This is a genomic window from Streptomyces sp. NPDC107559 (assembly GCF_055657365.1).
On the sequence record NZ_JBVKBD010000001.1, the window covers coordinates 167,375 to 180,858 of the forward strand.

Sequence of the window (13,484 nt, forward strand, 5' to 3'; positions counted from 1 at the left end):
GAAAGGCGGTCACCCCATGCGCCGTACGACGCTCCACCGCACGACGGTCACCACGGTCGCCACGGCGACGCTCCTCCTCATGGGCTGCGGCGCGCAGCACGGGGGCACGGGCGGCGACGGCGCGGGGTCCCCGTCCCCCAGCCCCTCCGCGGCTACCCCTTCGAGCACAGTTCCGAGTACGCCGTCGAGCGCGTCGGCGTCCGCGACCCCGTCAGGGTCACCGGCCTGCACATCCCACGTGGAACTCACCGCCGCCGACAACGGCCGCGCCGTCTGTCTGACGGCGGGCGGCCAGATCCGCCTCACCCTGGACGGAACCAGGGAACGGCCCTGGAGCCCGGTCACCGCGAGCGGCGGCGTGCTGAAGGCCGCGAACCCGGGCATCGTCATCCTGCCGGGCGACGCCGTCGTCGCCTACGACGCGGTGGCCACCGGAGACGCGAAACTCGGCTCCTCCCGCCCGGTGTGCCCCCAGCACGGCAGTCCCGGCCAGATGTCCTGCAAGAGCGTCGAGGAATGGACCGTCACCGTGACAGTGCGCTGAGCCCGCGCGCGTTCCTCAGCCGGCCAGGTGCCGTACCTGGTCCCACAGGGCCGGGTCCACCACGCCCACCCGACGCCGGAAGTCCATCAGCGGCACCTGCCGCAACTCGTCCGTCTCCAGGAAACTCGTCCGCCCCTGCGCGTCCCCGACCGCACCCGGCGGCAGCGGGATCACCCCGGCCCGCTCGTCGTGATACCTGCTGGTGATCTTCGCGACCGTCGCCCGCCGCCCGCGCACCGACAGCACCAGACACGGCCGGTCCTTGCCTCCGGGCCGGTCCTCGTACGGCACGCTCGCCCACCAGATCTCCGCCGGCCGCGGCCGCCCCGCACCGCCCGCGCGCCCCGGCTGTCCCGGCCGTCCCGGCCGCCCCGGGCGTCCCGGTGGACGGCTGCGGCGCCGGGCCGGTCTGCCGCTGCGCCCCCAGCCGTCGACCAGCACGGCGACCAGCGCGAGCAGTACCACCGCCGCCAGCGCCAGCCACCATGACGTGTCCATACGACGACGTTACCGGCGCGCAATCCCCGCCGCGCGCCTTGCCCCCACGCCCCCGGGCTCCGCTTCCAGCCGATCCGGTGACACCACGGGTGAGTTCGCCCACAACGGCCCCTGGCGGAGGAGCGACCGACGGTTTTGCGCCTTACGCTCGACGGACCGCACGACCCCCGTCACCCCTTTTCCCAGTATTCCCGCCAGCGGAGGTTTCTGCTTTATGAAGCTCACCGTCGTCGGCTGCTCGGGGTCGTTCCCGTCCGCGGAATCGGCCTGCTCGAGCTACCTCGTCGAGGCCGACGGCTTCCGGCTGCTTCTCGACATGGGCAACGGTGCCCTCGGAGAGTTGCAGCGTCACTGCGGTCTCTACGACCTCGACGCGATCTTCCTGAGTCATCTGCACGCCGACCACTGCATCGACATGTGCGCCTATTTCGTCGCGCGCTACTACCGCCACGACGGCGGCCCGTGCGCCCCGATCCCGGTCCACGGGCCCGAGGGCACCGAGCACCGCCTCACCACGGCCTACGGCGACACCCCCACCGCCTCGTCGATGAGCGAGGTCTTCGACTTCCACACGGTCAAGCCGTCCACGTTCGAGATCGGCCCGTTCACCGTGCACACCGAGCGGGTGGCCCACCCGGTGGAGGCGTACGCCATCCGTATCGAGCACGGCGGCCGCTCGCTGACGTACTCGGGCGACACGGGAGTCAGCGACGCGTTGACGGAACTCGCCCGGGACAGCGACCTGTTCCTGTGCGAGGCCGCCTTCACCCACGGTCGGGAGGACATCCCCGACGTGCACCTCAACGGCCGCGAGGCGGGCGAGATCGCGGCCCGCGCGGGCGTGCGCCGCCTGGTGCTGACCCATGTGCCGCCGTGGACGGACCCCGCGATCAACCTGGCCGACGCCCGAGCGGTGTACGACGGACCGGTGGAACTGGCGGCGCCGAGGGTGTCGTACGACATCTAGGTGCCCACCCGCGGGTGCCACGGCGTGACGAACTGCCGGGCAGGCCCCACGACATGACGAAGGCCCCCGGAGCCATAGTGCTCCGGGGGCCTTCCGCCGTTCTGTCGTTCAGATCAGAGGTGACTCACGCCTTCGTGAGGTCCTCGACCTCCTCCTCGGGCTCGCGGCCCGGGGTGGGGAGGTTCCACTTGACGATGGCGAAGCGGAAGACGCCGTAGTAGATCGCCGCGAAGACCAGACCGATCGGGATGATCATCCAGGGCTTGGTCGCGTGGTTCCAGTTCAGGAAGTAGTCGATCGCGCCGGCCGAGAAGCTGAAGCCGTGGTGCACGCCCAGGGCCCAGGTGATGGCCATCGACAGGGCAGTCAGGACCGCGTGGATCACGTACAGGACCGGCGCGATGAACATGAACGCGAACTCGATCGGCTCGGTGATGCCCGTGACGAACGAGGTGAGCGCGAGCGAGATCATCATGCCGCCGACGACCTTGCGGCGCTCGGGGCGGGCGGTGTGCGTGATCGCCAGCGCGGCGGCCGGCAGCGCGAACATCATGATGGGGAAGAAGCCGGTCATGAACTGTCCGGCGGTGGGGTCGCCGTGGAAGAAGCGCGGCAGGTCGCCGTGCCACGTGACACCCGAGGCGTCCTTGTACGAGCCGATCTCCTGCCAGGCAACCGTGTTGACGAACTGGTGCATGCCGACCGGGAGCAGCGCTCGGTTGATTGCACCGAAGATGCCCGCGCCGACGGCGCCGAGACCGGTCATCCACTCACCGAAGTTGGTGATGACCTCGCCGATGGGCTCCCAGACCAGGCCGAAGAGCACGCCGGCGGCGGTGCCGATGAAGGCCATCAGGATCGGGACCAGGCGACGGCCGTTGAAGAAGCCGAGCCAGTCGGGCAGCTTGGTGCGGTGGAACCGCTGCCAGGTGACGGCGGCTATCAGGCCCATGACGATGCCGCCGAGGACCTTCGGGTCGTTGTATGTCGCGGCGATGTCCGCGCCCTTGGTGACCTTGGCCTCGGTGATGGGGAACGCGGTGAGCACGTTCTTGTAGACCAGGAAGCCGACCAGCGCGGCCAGTGCGGTGGAGCCGTCGGCCTTCTTGGCGAAGCCGATGGCGATGCCGACGCAGAACAGCAGGGGCAGATTGCTGAACACCGCGTCACCGGCGGTGGCGAAGACGGAAGCGACCTTGTTCCAGCCGAGGCCGTCAGCGCCGAACACATCCGGCTGGCCGAGTCGCAGCAGGATGCCCGCCGCCGGCAGTACGGCGATCGGCAGCTGCAAGCTGCGACCGACCTTCTGCAAGCCTTGGAACAGGCCGGATCCCCGCTTCTTTGCGGGGGCCGCCGTTGCGGTGGCGGTGCTCATAGCGTTCCTCCATCAAGGGGGTGGTCTACACCACTGAGTGGTGTAGACCTGTTATAGCCGATGAAGACCGCATAAGGAACCCGCGATTCCTGCTACCGGACGGCTACCCTCGGTGCGCGGCGAACGCGCCGATCCAGCGCGCACCGGACAAAGCGCAGGGCCCCCGGACCGGCGGTCCGGGGGCCCTGTGACAAAAGCGATAACTCATACCTTTGTGACGTCCTCGACTTCATCCTCCCGTTCCCGCCCAGGCGTCTTCAGATCGAACCGCGTGATCGCGAACCGGAAGACCACGTAATAGACGGCGGCGAAGCACAGTCCGATGGGCACGATCAGCCAAGGCTTGGTCGCCAGACTCCAGTTGATGACGTAGTCGATCAGTCCCGCCGAGAAGCTGAACCCGTCGTGCACCCCCAGCCCCCATGTCACCGCCATCGACACGCCCGTCAGCAGCGCGTGGAACACGTACAGCAGCGGCGCCACGAACAGGAAGGAGTACTCCAGCGGCTCCGTGATCCCGGTGACGAACGACGTCAGCGCCACTGACAGCATCAGGCCCCCGACTTCCTTGCGCCGCTCCGGCCGCGCGCAGTGCGTGATCGCCAACGCCGCCGCCGGCAGCGCGAACATCATGATCGGGAAGAAGCCCGAGGTGAACTGGCCCGCGGTCGGGTCGCCCGCCAGGAACATGTTGATGTCACCGTGCACCACCGTGCCGTCCGGCTTGGTGAAGCTGCCGAACTGGAACCAGAGGGGCACGTTCAGGAACTGGTGCAGCCCGATCACCAGCAGGGCCCGGTTCGCGACCCCGAAGATCCCCGCCCCGTAAGAGCCCAGATCGCTCAGCCAGTTGCTGAAACTCTCCAGCGCGTCACCCACCGGCGGCCACACCCACAGACACAGCGCCGCGAACAGGATCGCCACGAACGCCATGACGATCGGCACCAGCCGCCGGCCGTTGAAGAAGCCCAGCCAGTCCACCAGCCTCGTACGGTGATAGCGCGCCCAGAAGAACGCCGCCAGCAGCCCCATCACGATGCCGCCGAACACCCCCGGATTCTGGTACGTGAACACCGTCACCGAACCGTCCGTCAACTGGCAGCCCGTGGCGACCGGCTTCGACCCCGGCGCGCAGTCCTCCGGGAACTGGCGCAGCACATTGAAGTAGACGAGGAATCCCGCGACCGCCGCCAGCGCCGTCGACCCGTCCGACTTCTTCGCCATGCCGATGGCCACGCCCACGCAGAACAGCATGGGCAGCCCGAAGGCGCTGTCGAGCAGCGCCCCGCCCGCGCCCACCATCACCTTCGAGACGTCGGTCCAGCCCAGCCCCTCGTCCCCGAACACGTCCGGCTGCCCCAGCCTGGTGAGGATGCCGGCGGCGGGCAGCACCGCGATCGGCAACTGAAGACTCCGGCCCATCTTCTGCAAACCCTGGAACAAACCGTTCCAGCGCTGCCGGGCGGGGCTGATCGTGGCGTCTGCGCTCATCGGGCTCCTCGCGGCGGGGGCCTGGTTTGGCGGCCGTCCGCCTGGTGGTGTAGACCAGTTCGCGGACGGTTCCGTTGTCGGGAACACCAGCATTCGGCACCCACGACACGGCCGCTCGCAAAGTTGGGCCAACTGTGGGTTACTGCGACAAAGCGGTTCGTAACAGGGAGAAGGAACATGGCCACCAAGGCTGAGAAGATCGTTGCCGGGCTCGGCGGCATCGAGAACATCGAAGAGGTCGAGGGCTGCATCACCCGGCTCCGGACCGAGGTCGCCGACGCCAGCCTCGTCGACGACGCCGCTCTCAAGGCCGCCGGAGCCCACGGCGTCGTCAAGATGGGCACCGCCATCCAGGTCGTCATCGGCACCGACGCCGACCCCATCGCCGCGGAGATCGAAGACATGATGTGAGGCATCCGCCTCCCCCGGACGGGGCCCCTTCCCGGTATGGGAGGGGGCCCCTCCCGTTGTGCGGCTAGGCTCGGCGCCATGTCTCGAATCGACGGCCGCACCCCCGAACAGCTCCGCCCCGTCACCATCGAACGCGGCTGGAGCAAGCACGCAGAAGGCTCCGTCCTCGTCTCCTTCGGTGACACCAAGGTCTTCTGCACCGCCTCCGTCACCGAAGGCGTGCCCCGCTGGCGCAAGGGCAGCGGCGAAGGCTGGGTCACCGCCGAGTACTCCATGCTTCCCCGCGCCACCAACACCCGCGGCGACCGCGAGTCCGTCCGCGGCAAGATCGGCGGCCGCACCCACGAGATCAGCCGCCTCATCGGCCGCTCCCTGCGCGCGGTCATCGACTACAAGGCCCTCGGCGAGAACACCATCGTCCTCGACTGCGACGTCCTCCAGGCCGACGGCGGCACCCGCACCGCCGCCATCACCGGCGCCTACGTCGCCCTCGCCGACGCCGTCACCTGGGCCCAGGGCCGCAAGCTCGTCAAGGCCGGCCGCCAGCCCCTCACCGGAACCGTCTCCGCCGTCTCCGTCGGCATCGTCGCCGGAGTGCCCCTGCTCGACCTCTGCTACGAGGAAGACGTCCGCGCCGAGACCGACATGAACGTCGTCTGCACCGGCGACGGCCGCTTCGTCGAGGTCCAGGGCACCGCCGAGGCCCAGCCCTTCGCCCGCGACGAACTCGACTCCCTCCTCGATCTCGCCGTCTCCGGCTGCATCGACCTCGCCGCCGCACAGCGCGCGGCACTCGAGGCCGTCCTCGAAAAGTAAAAGACGCACCAAGCAGAACGGCTCCGCCGGGCAACCTCCCCCTCACCCGCAGCGTCCCTACGAGTACGGGCGCACGGCACACCGCCGTGCGCCCCGTATCGCAACGGGAACGGGGCCCTCGGGCCCGGACAGGGGAGGGAACCACCCATGGGCGCGAACAGACGCCGAGGCCGCCGCACCACCATCGCCACCGCCCTCGCGGCCGTCGCACTCACCACCGGTCTGACCACCGGCTGCGACGCCGTCGGCACGGCCCTCGACTGCGTCCAGACCGCCGACACCATCGCCGACAGCGTCACCGACCTCCAGCAGGCCGTCGAGAACGCCGCCAACGACCCCACCCAGACCGGGGAGTCCCTCACCGCCATCGAGAACAACCTCGACAGGATCGGCGACAAGACGGACAACGCCGACGTCAACAAGGCGGTCGACGACCTCCGCAAGGCCGTGGGCAACGTCCGCACCGCCGTCGACAAGGGCGACACCACCCCGGACCTCGGCCCCGTCACCGACGCCGCCGGCGAACTCACCAAGGTCTGCACACCGTAAGAACCGCCAGGCCGCGGCCGGGATACTGGTCCCCATGACCCGCCTGATCCTCGCCACCCGCAACGCCGGAAAGATCACCGAACTGAGGGCGATCCTCGCCGACGCAGGACTGCCCCACGACCTCGTCGGCGCGGACGCCTACCCCGACGTCCCCGACGTCAAGGAAACCGGCGTCACCTTCGCCGAGAACGCCCTGCTCAAGGCCCACGCCCTCGCCCAGGCCACCGGTCACCCCGCCGTCGCCGACGACTCCGGCCTGTGCGTCGACGTCCTGGGCGGCGCACCCGGCATCTTCTCCGCCCGCTGGGCCGGCCGCCACGGCGACGACAAGGCCAACCTGGACCTGCTCCTCGCCCAGCTCTCCGACATCGCCGAGGAGCACCGCGGCGCCCACTTCGCCTGCGCGGCCGCCCTCGCCCTGCCCGACGGCACGGAACGCGTGGTCGAGGGCCGGCTGCGGGGCGTCCTGCGGCACACCCCGGCCGGCACGAACGGCTTCGGCTACGACCCGGTCCTCCAGCCGGACGGCGAGACCCGCACCTGCGCGGAACTGACCCCGGCCGAGAAGAACGCCATCAGCCACCGCGGCAAGGCCTTCCGGGGGCTGGTGCCGGTGGTGCGGGAGTTGCTGGGCTGAGCTCGCACAACGGCCCCTCGTCTTCGATGACGAAGGCGAGGGGCCGATTTGTGCGCCCGGTCGGATTCGAACCGACAGACACGACCACCTAAAGATCGCCGCTCAGCCCTTGGCGTACGGGCGCCAGTGTCGGGCCTACTTTACTGGGCGACATGCGTCGGCGTCTGCCGCCTCTGCACCAGGTGTCGGTAACCGCGTGGCAATTAGGGCACAACAACCGCAGGTTCGCCCGCCGGTCGTCGCTCCAGTCACCGTTGATGTGATCGACCTCCAGCGTCATGGGCCTGCCGAGCCACTCAGGGCCGACGCCGCATTCGGCGCACTCCTCCGGTTCGCCCACCTCCAGGAGGGCCCGGCGCAGCAGATGGGTTCTCGTCCTGCGACCGTCGTCGTGCTTGACCAGGATGTCCGCGGCCCGCCTGAGCGGCACGGAGCCCGGCTTGCCTCGCTGGTGTGCCTGCCCCAGGAAATGAGCGGTGTCCAGGCCGTCCTCCACGATCCACCGGCGGAGCAGGCCGCGCAGTGTGCCGTTGTACGGCTCCATTCCGAGAGCGCGGAGCGCGTCCGCGAGGGACGTCGACTGCTCGACGGCCCGGCGCAACTCGTCGGCGGTCGGCCTGGGCACCTCCTTCGCCCTCCTGCCGCGAGGTGTGTCGGAGGCATCGGTGACGGCCTCTTCGGCGTTGGAACGCTGCGCCGCCGTCGCCGACTGCTCCCGGGCGTGCCGCGCGCCGCCGCTCATGACGCCTGTCCCTTGCCGCGCCCTCGATAACTGTCGGTCGTCGAATGGCAGTTGGGGCACAGGAGGCGCAGGTTTCCGATGCGGTTGTCGCGCCAGTCGCCGTCGATGTGGTCGACCTCGAGGGGAAGTGCACGCCCCTGCCACAGTGCTTCGATCCCGCACAGGGCGCACCGCTCCGGCATGCCCGAGGCCTTCATCGCCCATCTCAGGCGATCGCTCGGGATGCGGCGGGCATTCCCCTCCGGCTGCTCGACGAGCAGCCCCTCGGGGGTGCGGGGCCGCCATGGCTTGCCGCGCCGCGTCGGTACCTGGAAGTGCGACGTGTCGATCCCGTACGCCCTGATCCTGCGGCTGATGTGCGTGTGATGCCCGCCCACGACCTCCAGCCCGAGACGGCGCAGCACCTCGCACATGTTCGTCGACACGGAGACCGCCGCTTGGAGCACCTCCCTGGTCCATCGCACCCCCTCGCGTTCGAAGTGCGACGTATTCACCCCGAGCTTCCGCATCCGCTCCCGGAGGTATCCCCGCGTCGGACCCCCCGGCTCCACCCCCAGCCTCTCCAGCGCCTCGGACAGCGTCCGAGCCTCCCGGGCCGCCTCCTCCAGCCGTTCTCTCGTGTACGCGCTCGCGCCCATCGAGACCCCCTCCGCTCCCGGCCACCCGTTCGTGACTCGTACGGATCAACGAGCAGCTCATCGGACAGTCACGCCCGAAATGCAGAGCGGCCCGCGCCCGGGTGTCCGGGGCGGGCCGCTTCGCGGATGCGGGGGTGGGACCTCAGATGCCCAGGTCCTTGATGATCTTGGCTACGTGGCCCGTGGCGCGGACGTTGTACAGGGCGCGTTCCACCTTGCCGTCCTCGTCCACCACGATCGTGGAGCGGATGACGCCCATGTAGGTCTTGCCGTAGTTCATCTTCTCGCCGAAGGCGCCGTACGCCTCCAGGACCGTCTTGTCGGGGTCGCCGACCAGCGTGACCTTCAGGGACTCCTTCTCGCGGAACTTGGCCAGCTTCTCCGGCTTGTCGGGGGAGACGCCGATGACGTCGTACCCGGCGCCGGCCAGGAGGTCCAGGTTGTCCGTGAAGTCGCACGCCTGCTTGGTGCAGCCGGGGGTCAGGGCCGCCGGGTAGAAGTAGACGATGACCTTGCGGCCCTTGTGGTCGGCCAGTGACACCTCGTTCCCGTCGGCGTCTGGCAGGGTGAAGGCGGGGGCGGTGTCCCCGGGCTGGAGTCGCTCGCTCATCGGCCTAGCGTAACCGGGGGTCCTGGCCGTGCAGCGCGGCGCGAACCTGACAGACTGTCCGGAACAACGCATCAGCAGATTTTGGAGGCCGTACGGTGGCGGACACGTCGGAAACGTCGGACACCAGAAGCCCGGCGCAGATCGAGGCGGACATCAAGCGCCGCCGGGACGTTCTGGCGGAGACTCTCGACGAGATCGGTGTGCGGGTGCACCCGAAGACCATCGTCGGCGACGCCAAGGCCAAGGTCGTCTCCAACATCGACCACACGCTCGGACGGGCGTACGTCGGGGTGAACCGGGCCGTGAGCGATGTGAAGGCGCAGTTCGTCGACGAGGAGGGCGCGCCGAGGATGGAGCGGATCGTGCCCGTCGCGCTGGTCGCGGTCGGCCTGGTGGGGCTGCTCGTGGTCGGGTCCAGGCGCCGCAGGCGCTGAGCGGCGTGCGACCCACCCGCGTACGGATCCGGGTCGGGCAGGTAGGTTCAGTGGTGTGAGCGCCAACAGAAACAGTCCGCAGCACGACAAGCTGCCCATCCGGATGCTGCACGACCGCGTACTCGTGCGGCAGGACACCGCCGAGGGCGAGCGGCGTTCCGGTGGCGGCATTCTCATCCCGGCCACGGCCGCGGTGGGGCGCCGGCTGGCCTGGGCCGAGGTCGTCGCGGTGGGGCAGAACGTACGGGGCGTGGAGCCGGGCGACCGGGTGCTGTACGACCCGGAGGACCGTGCCGAGGTCGAGGTGCGGGGAGTGGCGTACGTGCTCATGCGCGAGCGCGACCTGCACGCGGTGGCGGCGGACCGGTTCGAGGGGTCGCAGGACTCCACCGGGCTGTATCTCTGATTCAGCGACTGAAGAGGGCTGGTGACCATGGTCACCAGCCCTTTCTTCATGCCTTTGCTACGTTTGGAAGGAGCCCGACGAGACGCGCCGTACCGGGGTCACACGCTGCCGACGCAGGTCGGCGGGTCCGCGTGACAGGGAAAGACGACGCACCCGCAAGAGTGCCGTACGTCTCGGAGGTGCCTGTCATGGCCTGGGTTCTGCTTGTCGTCGCCGGTCTGCTGGAGGTCGGCTGGTCGGTGGGGATGAAGTACACCGACGGGTTCACCCGGCTCGTGCCCAGTCTGCTCACCGGGTCCGGCATCGTCGCGAGCATGGTGCTGCTGTCGTACGCCACGAGGTCGCTGCCGATCGGCACGGCGTACGGCGTGTGGGTGGGGATCGGGGCGGCCGGTGCGGCGGTGGTCGGCATGGTGCTGCTGGGGGAGCCGGCGACCGCCGCCCGGATCTTCTTCGTGGGTCTGCTGCTGGTCGCCGTGGTGGGGCTGAAGGCGACCTCGGGTCACTGACCGGCGGGCCGGCCGGTCACTCCCTGCGGGTGCCGAGGGCGCCCGTGCCCAGAGTGGTGCCGATGGTGCCCGCGTTGCCGGTGCTGCCGGTGTCCCCCGTGGTGCTGCCGGTGGTCGCTCCGGAGGAGCCGTCGCCGTTGCTGCCGTCGGTCGTCGAGCCGGTGTTCCCGGTCGTGGTGGAGCCGTCGGCGCTGCCGTCCGTGGTGGAGCCGTCGCCGGTGCCGTCGGTCGGCGTGCCGGTGTTCCCGGTCGTGTCGGAGCCGTCGCTGCCGCCGTCGTCCGTGCCCTCGGTGGCGGTGCCGTCGTTCTGGCCGGAGGGGGCCTGGGCGCTCTGGGAGGGGTCGGGGAGCGGGGGCGCGGGCTGGTCGGCGCCCTCCTGGAGCTGGAGGTCGAAGTCGGTCACCGGCTTGCCCTTGAGGGCGTTCTTGGTGAACTGCGCCCAGATCTCGGTCGGGGCGCCGCCGCCGTTGACGCGCGGGAGGCCCATCGCGCCGTAGAGCGGGGTGTGGGCGGCGGTGACCGGGTCCTGGCCCATGACCGAGATGACGGTGGCCAGCTCGGGGGTATAGCCGGCGAACCAGGCGGCCGTGTCGTTCTCGGCGGTGCCGGTCTTGCCGGCGGCGGGGCGGCCGGCGGCCTGGGCGGCGGTGGCGGTGCCGTTCTGGACGACGCTGCGCAGGACGTAGGTGGTGGTGTCGGCGGCTTCGCGGGTGACGGCCCGGCGGGTCTTCGCCTCGGGCGTGTCCATGATGCTCCGGCCGTCCTTGGTGACCTTGTCGATCATCGTGTACGCGCCGGCCTTGCCGTGGTTGGCGAGGGTCGCGTAGGCCTCCGCCATGTCGAGGACACTGGCGGTGGCGGTGCCCAGCGCGATGGACGGGTAGGGGTTGAGGTCCTTGGTGGCGGCGGGGACGCCGAGGGCGACCGCGGTGTCCTTGACCTTCTGCGGGCCGACGTCGACGGCCATCTGCGCGTACACGGAGTTGACGGACTTGTCGGTGGCGGTGCCCACGGTGATGTTGCCGTAGGAGACGTCGTCCTCGTTGGCCGGCGCGTAGGCGTCGCCGCTCGAGCCCTGGACGGGTCGCTTGTTGGTTCCGTCGTAGTAGGTGTTCGGGGTGATGAGGCGGCCGTCCTGGGTCTTCGACCCGTTCTGGACGGCCGAGGTGAACACGAACGGCTTGAAGGTGGAGCCGACCTGGAAGTCCCCGCGGGTGGCGTTGTTCGTGTACTGCTTGATGTAGTCGATGCCGCCGTACATCGCGACGACCTTGCCGGTCTTGGGGTCGACGGAGGCGCCGCCCGCGCGGACGGAGTTGTCGACCTTGCGGCCCTTCTTGTCCAGCTTGGACATGAGGTTGTCGTTGACGGCGTCGACGAGGGCGTCCTGCTTGGACTTCTGGAGCGTGGTGGTGACGCGGTAGCCGCCCGCCTCCAGCTCGTCCGCGGTGACGATCTTGTTGTCCTTCAGGTATTCCTTGATCGCGTCGACGATGTAGCCGCGCTGTCCGGACATGCCGGTCGAGGCGGCGCTGTTCTCCTTCGGCGTCGGGAACTTCATGCCGGCGCGTTCGGAGGCGCTGAGCCAGCCCTTGGTGACCATGCCGTCGAGGACGTAGTTCCAGCGGGCCTGGGCGGCCGCCTTGTTCTCGGGGTGCGCGATGACGTCGTACTCGCTGGGCGCGTTGACGAGCGCGGCGAGGTAGGCGCCCTTGGCGGGGTCGAGGTCCACGGCGTCGACGCCGTAGTAGGCCTTGGCGGCGGCCTGGATGCCGTACGCGTTGCGGCCGAAGTAGCTGGTGTTGAGGTAGCCCTCGAGGATCTTGTCCTTGCTCTCCGTGCGGTCGAGCTTGATGGAGATGAAGAACTCCTTCACCTTGCGCTTGGCGGTCTGCTCCTGCGCGAGGTAGTAGTTCTTGACGTACTGCTGGGTGATCGTCGAGCCGGACTGCTTGCCCTTGCCGGTGGCGGTGTTCCAGCCGGCCCGGAGCATCGCCTTGGGGTCGATCGCGGACTCGGTGTAGAAGTCGCGGTCCTCGGCGGCGAGCACGGCGTGCTGGGCGTCCTTGGAGACCTGCGGGAGGCTGACGTTCTCGCGGTTGATCTCGCCGTCCCGGGCGATCTCGGAGCCGTCGGCGTAGAGGTAGACGTTGCTCTGCTTGGTGGCGAGCGCGTTGGCCGGCGGGATCTTGACCATCGAGTAGCCGAGGAAGAACAGGCCGATCAGCAGCAGGACGCCGATGACGACGGTGCTCAGCACCATGCGCCAGGTCGGGAAGATCCGGCGCCAGCCGGTGCGCTTGGGGCGCTTGGGCTTCTTCCCGCCGTTCACGGGCTCGGAGGCCCGGTCGGGTTCGACGGTGTGCACGGCCTGGGCGGTCCGGGGGTCCTGGGGCGCGTAGGCGGCCTGGGCCTGCGCCGATACGGGCGCCGTGTGGGGCGTGTGAGGCGTGTGGGCTGCCGCGGCCGCTGCTGCCGCCGCCGTCGCGAGCGGTGCGGCCTCGGCGGGCAGGGAGGGGCGGCGGGCGCCCTGGGCGGGAACCGTGGGGCGGGTGGTCCGGGTGGCGGTCGCGTCCGGCTCGGGTGTCACCCGGCGGAGCTGTGCGGTCGCGTCCGGCTCGGGTGTCACCCGGCGGAGCTGCGCTGTCGCGTCCGGTTCGGGTGTCACCCGGCGGAGCTGTGCGGTCGCGTCCGGCTCGGACGTCACCCGGGGGAGCCGCGCGGTCATCTCCGCCTCGGCCGCTCCGGCCTTGGCGTCGCCCGTGTCGGCCTTGTCACTCGCGGCGGCTTCGGCGGCTCCGGCCGTCCTGGCGGCATCGCCGGCCTCGGCGGCCCCGGTGGTTCCGGCGGCCGGGGT

At 69.9% G+C, this 13,484-nt stretch carries 16 protein-coding genes and 1 tRNA gene; 9 read left to right on the forward strand and 8 right to left on the reverse strand.

Translation table 11 applies throughout. The annotated features are described in order from the left end of the window. Positions 1-238: 238 nt before the first annotated feature. The gene (locus ACZ7OY_RS00665; RefSeq protein ID WP_471909379.1) at positions 239-544 is read left to right on the forward strand and encodes a hypothetical protein; all 306 of its coding nucleotides are present in this window, start codon (positions 239-241) and stop codon (positions 542-544) included. Positions 545-559: 15 nt separating this feature from the next. On the opposite strand, the gene ACZ7OY_RS00670 is transcribed toward ACZ7OY_RS00665, so the two are convergent. Further along, entirely contained in the window at positions 560-1,042 is a 483-nt protein-coding gene (locus tag ACZ7OY_RS00670; protein WP_471909380.1) for a type II toxin-antitoxin system PemK/MazF family toxin, read from the reverse strand. 214 nt (positions 1,043-1,256) lie between these two features. Between ACZ7OY_RS00670 and ACZ7OY_RS00675 the strand changes: the two genes are divergently transcribed. Beyond that, on the forward strand, positions 1,257-2,009 hold the full coding sequence (locus tag ACZ7OY_RS00675) for an MBL fold metallo-hydrolase (RefSeq protein ID WP_471909381.1): 753 nt from the start codon (positions 1,257-1,259) through the stop codon (positions 2,007-2,009). A 124-nt stretch (positions 2,010-2,133) separates the two neighbouring features. Here the strand turns inward: ACZ7OY_RS00675 and ACZ7OY_RS00680 are convergent, their stop codons facing one another. Continuing rightward, positions 2,134-3,384 carry a PTS transporter subunit EIIC gene (locus ACZ7OY_RS00680; RefSeq protein ID WP_471909382.1) on the reverse strand — a complete coding sequence of 417 codons (1,251 nt, stop codon included), beginning with the start codon at positions 3,382-3,384 and terminating at the stop codon, positions 2,134-2,136. 204 nt (positions 3,385-3,588) lie between these two features. Next, complete coding sequence (locus tag ACZ7OY_RS00685) at positions 3,589-4,875, reverse strand: PTS transporter subunit EIIC (RefSeq protein WP_471910333.1); 1,287 nt, start codon at positions 4,873-4,875, stop codon at positions 3,589-3,591. Positions 4,876-5,052: 177 nt separating this feature from the next. Here ACZ7OY_RS00685 and ACZ7OY_RS00690 point away from each other — a divergent pair, with 177 nt between their 5' ends. The 4 genes from ACZ7OY_RS00690 to rdgB all read left to right on the forward strand — a co-directional run bounded on the left by ACZ7OY_RS00690 (position 5,053) and on the right by rdgB (position 7,288). Further along, complete coding sequence (locus tag ACZ7OY_RS00690; protein WP_152892847.1) at positions 5,053-5,286, forward strand: PTS sugar transporter subunit IIB; 234 nt, start codon at positions 5,053-5,055, stop codon at positions 5,284-5,286. Positions 5,287-5,364: 78 nt separating this feature from the next. Beyond that, the gene (gene rph / locus ACZ7OY_RS00695) at positions 5,365-6,102 is read left to right on the forward strand and encodes a ribonuclease PH (protein ID WP_351600357.1); all 738 of its coding nucleotides are present in this window, start codon (positions 5,365-5,367) and stop codon (positions 6,100-6,102) included. Positions 6,103-6,249: 147 nt separating this feature from the next. Next, positions 6,250-6,651, forward strand: a complete 402-nt coding sequence (locus ACZ7OY_RS00700) for a hypothetical protein (protein WP_471909383.1) — start codon at positions 6,250-6,252, stop codon at positions 6,649-6,651. A gap of 34 nt (positions 6,652-6,685) precedes the next feature. Continuing rightward, positions 6,686-7,288 carry an RdgB/HAM1 family non-canonical purine NTP pyrophosphatase gene (gene rdgB / locus ACZ7OY_RS00705; RefSeq protein WP_471909384.1) on the forward strand — a complete coding sequence of 201 codons (603 nt, stop codon included), beginning with the start codon at positions 6,686-6,688 and terminating at the stop codon, positions 7,286-7,288. Positions 7,289-7,339: 51 nt separating this feature from the next. On the opposite strand, the gene ACZ7OY_RS00710 is transcribed toward rdgB, so the two are convergent. From ACZ7OY_RS00710 to bcp, 4 genes are all read right to left on the reverse strand, one after another. After that, positions 7,340-7,412, reverse strand: a tRNA-Leu gene (locus ACZ7OY_RS00710). Continuing rightward, on the reverse strand, positions 7,377-8,030 hold the full coding sequence (locus ACZ7OY_RS00715) for an HNH endonuclease signature motif containing protein (RefSeq protein WP_471909385.1): 654 nt from the start codon (positions 8,028-8,030) through the stop codon (positions 7,377-7,379). Before ACZ7OY_RS00715 ends, ACZ7OY_RS00710 begins: the two co-directional genes overlap by 36 nt. Next, positions 8,027-8,668, reverse strand: coding sequence for an HNH endonuclease signature motif containing protein (locus tag ACZ7OY_RS00720; protein WP_471909386.1), 642 nt, complete (start codon positions 8,666-8,668; stop codon positions 8,027-8,029). Before ACZ7OY_RS00720 ends, ACZ7OY_RS00715 begins: the two co-directional genes overlap by 4 nt. Before the next feature lie 142 nt (positions 8,669-8,810). After that, on the reverse strand, positions 8,811-9,278 hold the full coding sequence (bcp, locus tag ACZ7OY_RS00725) for a thioredoxin-dependent thiol peroxidase (RefSeq protein WP_384724442.1): 468 nt from the start codon (positions 9,276-9,278) through the stop codon (positions 8,811-8,813). A gap of 95 nt (positions 9,279-9,373) precedes the next feature. Here bcp and ACZ7OY_RS00730 point away from each other — a divergent pair, with 95 nt between their 5' ends. The 3 genes from ACZ7OY_RS00730 (at position 9,374) to sugE (ending at position 10,627) form a co-directional block, all read left to right on the forward strand. Next, the gene (locus ACZ7OY_RS00730; protein WP_351600346.1) at positions 9,374-9,712 is read left to right on the forward strand and encodes a DUF3618 domain-containing protein; all 339 of its coding nucleotides are present in this window, start codon (positions 9,374-9,376) and stop codon (positions 9,710-9,712) included. Between the two features lie 103 nt (positions 9,713-9,815). Further along, positions 9,816-10,118 (forward strand): GroES family chaperonin, encoded by a 303-nt coding sequence (locus ACZ7OY_RS00735; RefSeq protein ID WP_152892865.1) that lies wholly within the window; start codon positions 9,816-9,818, stop codon positions 10,116-10,118. 188 nt (positions 10,119-10,306) lie between these two features. Next, positions 10,307-10,627, forward strand: coding sequence for a quaternary ammonium compound efflux SMR transporter SugE (gene sugE / locus ACZ7OY_RS00740; protein ID WP_152892841.1), 321 nt, complete (start codon positions 10,307-10,309; stop codon positions 10,625-10,627). Between the two features lie 16 nt (positions 10,628-10,643). On the opposite strand, the gene ACZ7OY_RS00745 is transcribed toward sugE, so the two are convergent. Beyond that, positions 10,644-13,355: a transglycosylase domain-containing protein gene (locus tag ACZ7OY_RS00745; RefSeq protein ID WP_471910334.1), complete on the reverse strand. Its 2,712-nt coding sequence runs from the start codon at positions 13,353-13,355 to the stop codon at positions 10,644-10,646. Positions 13,356-13,484 lie beyond the last annotated feature (129 nt).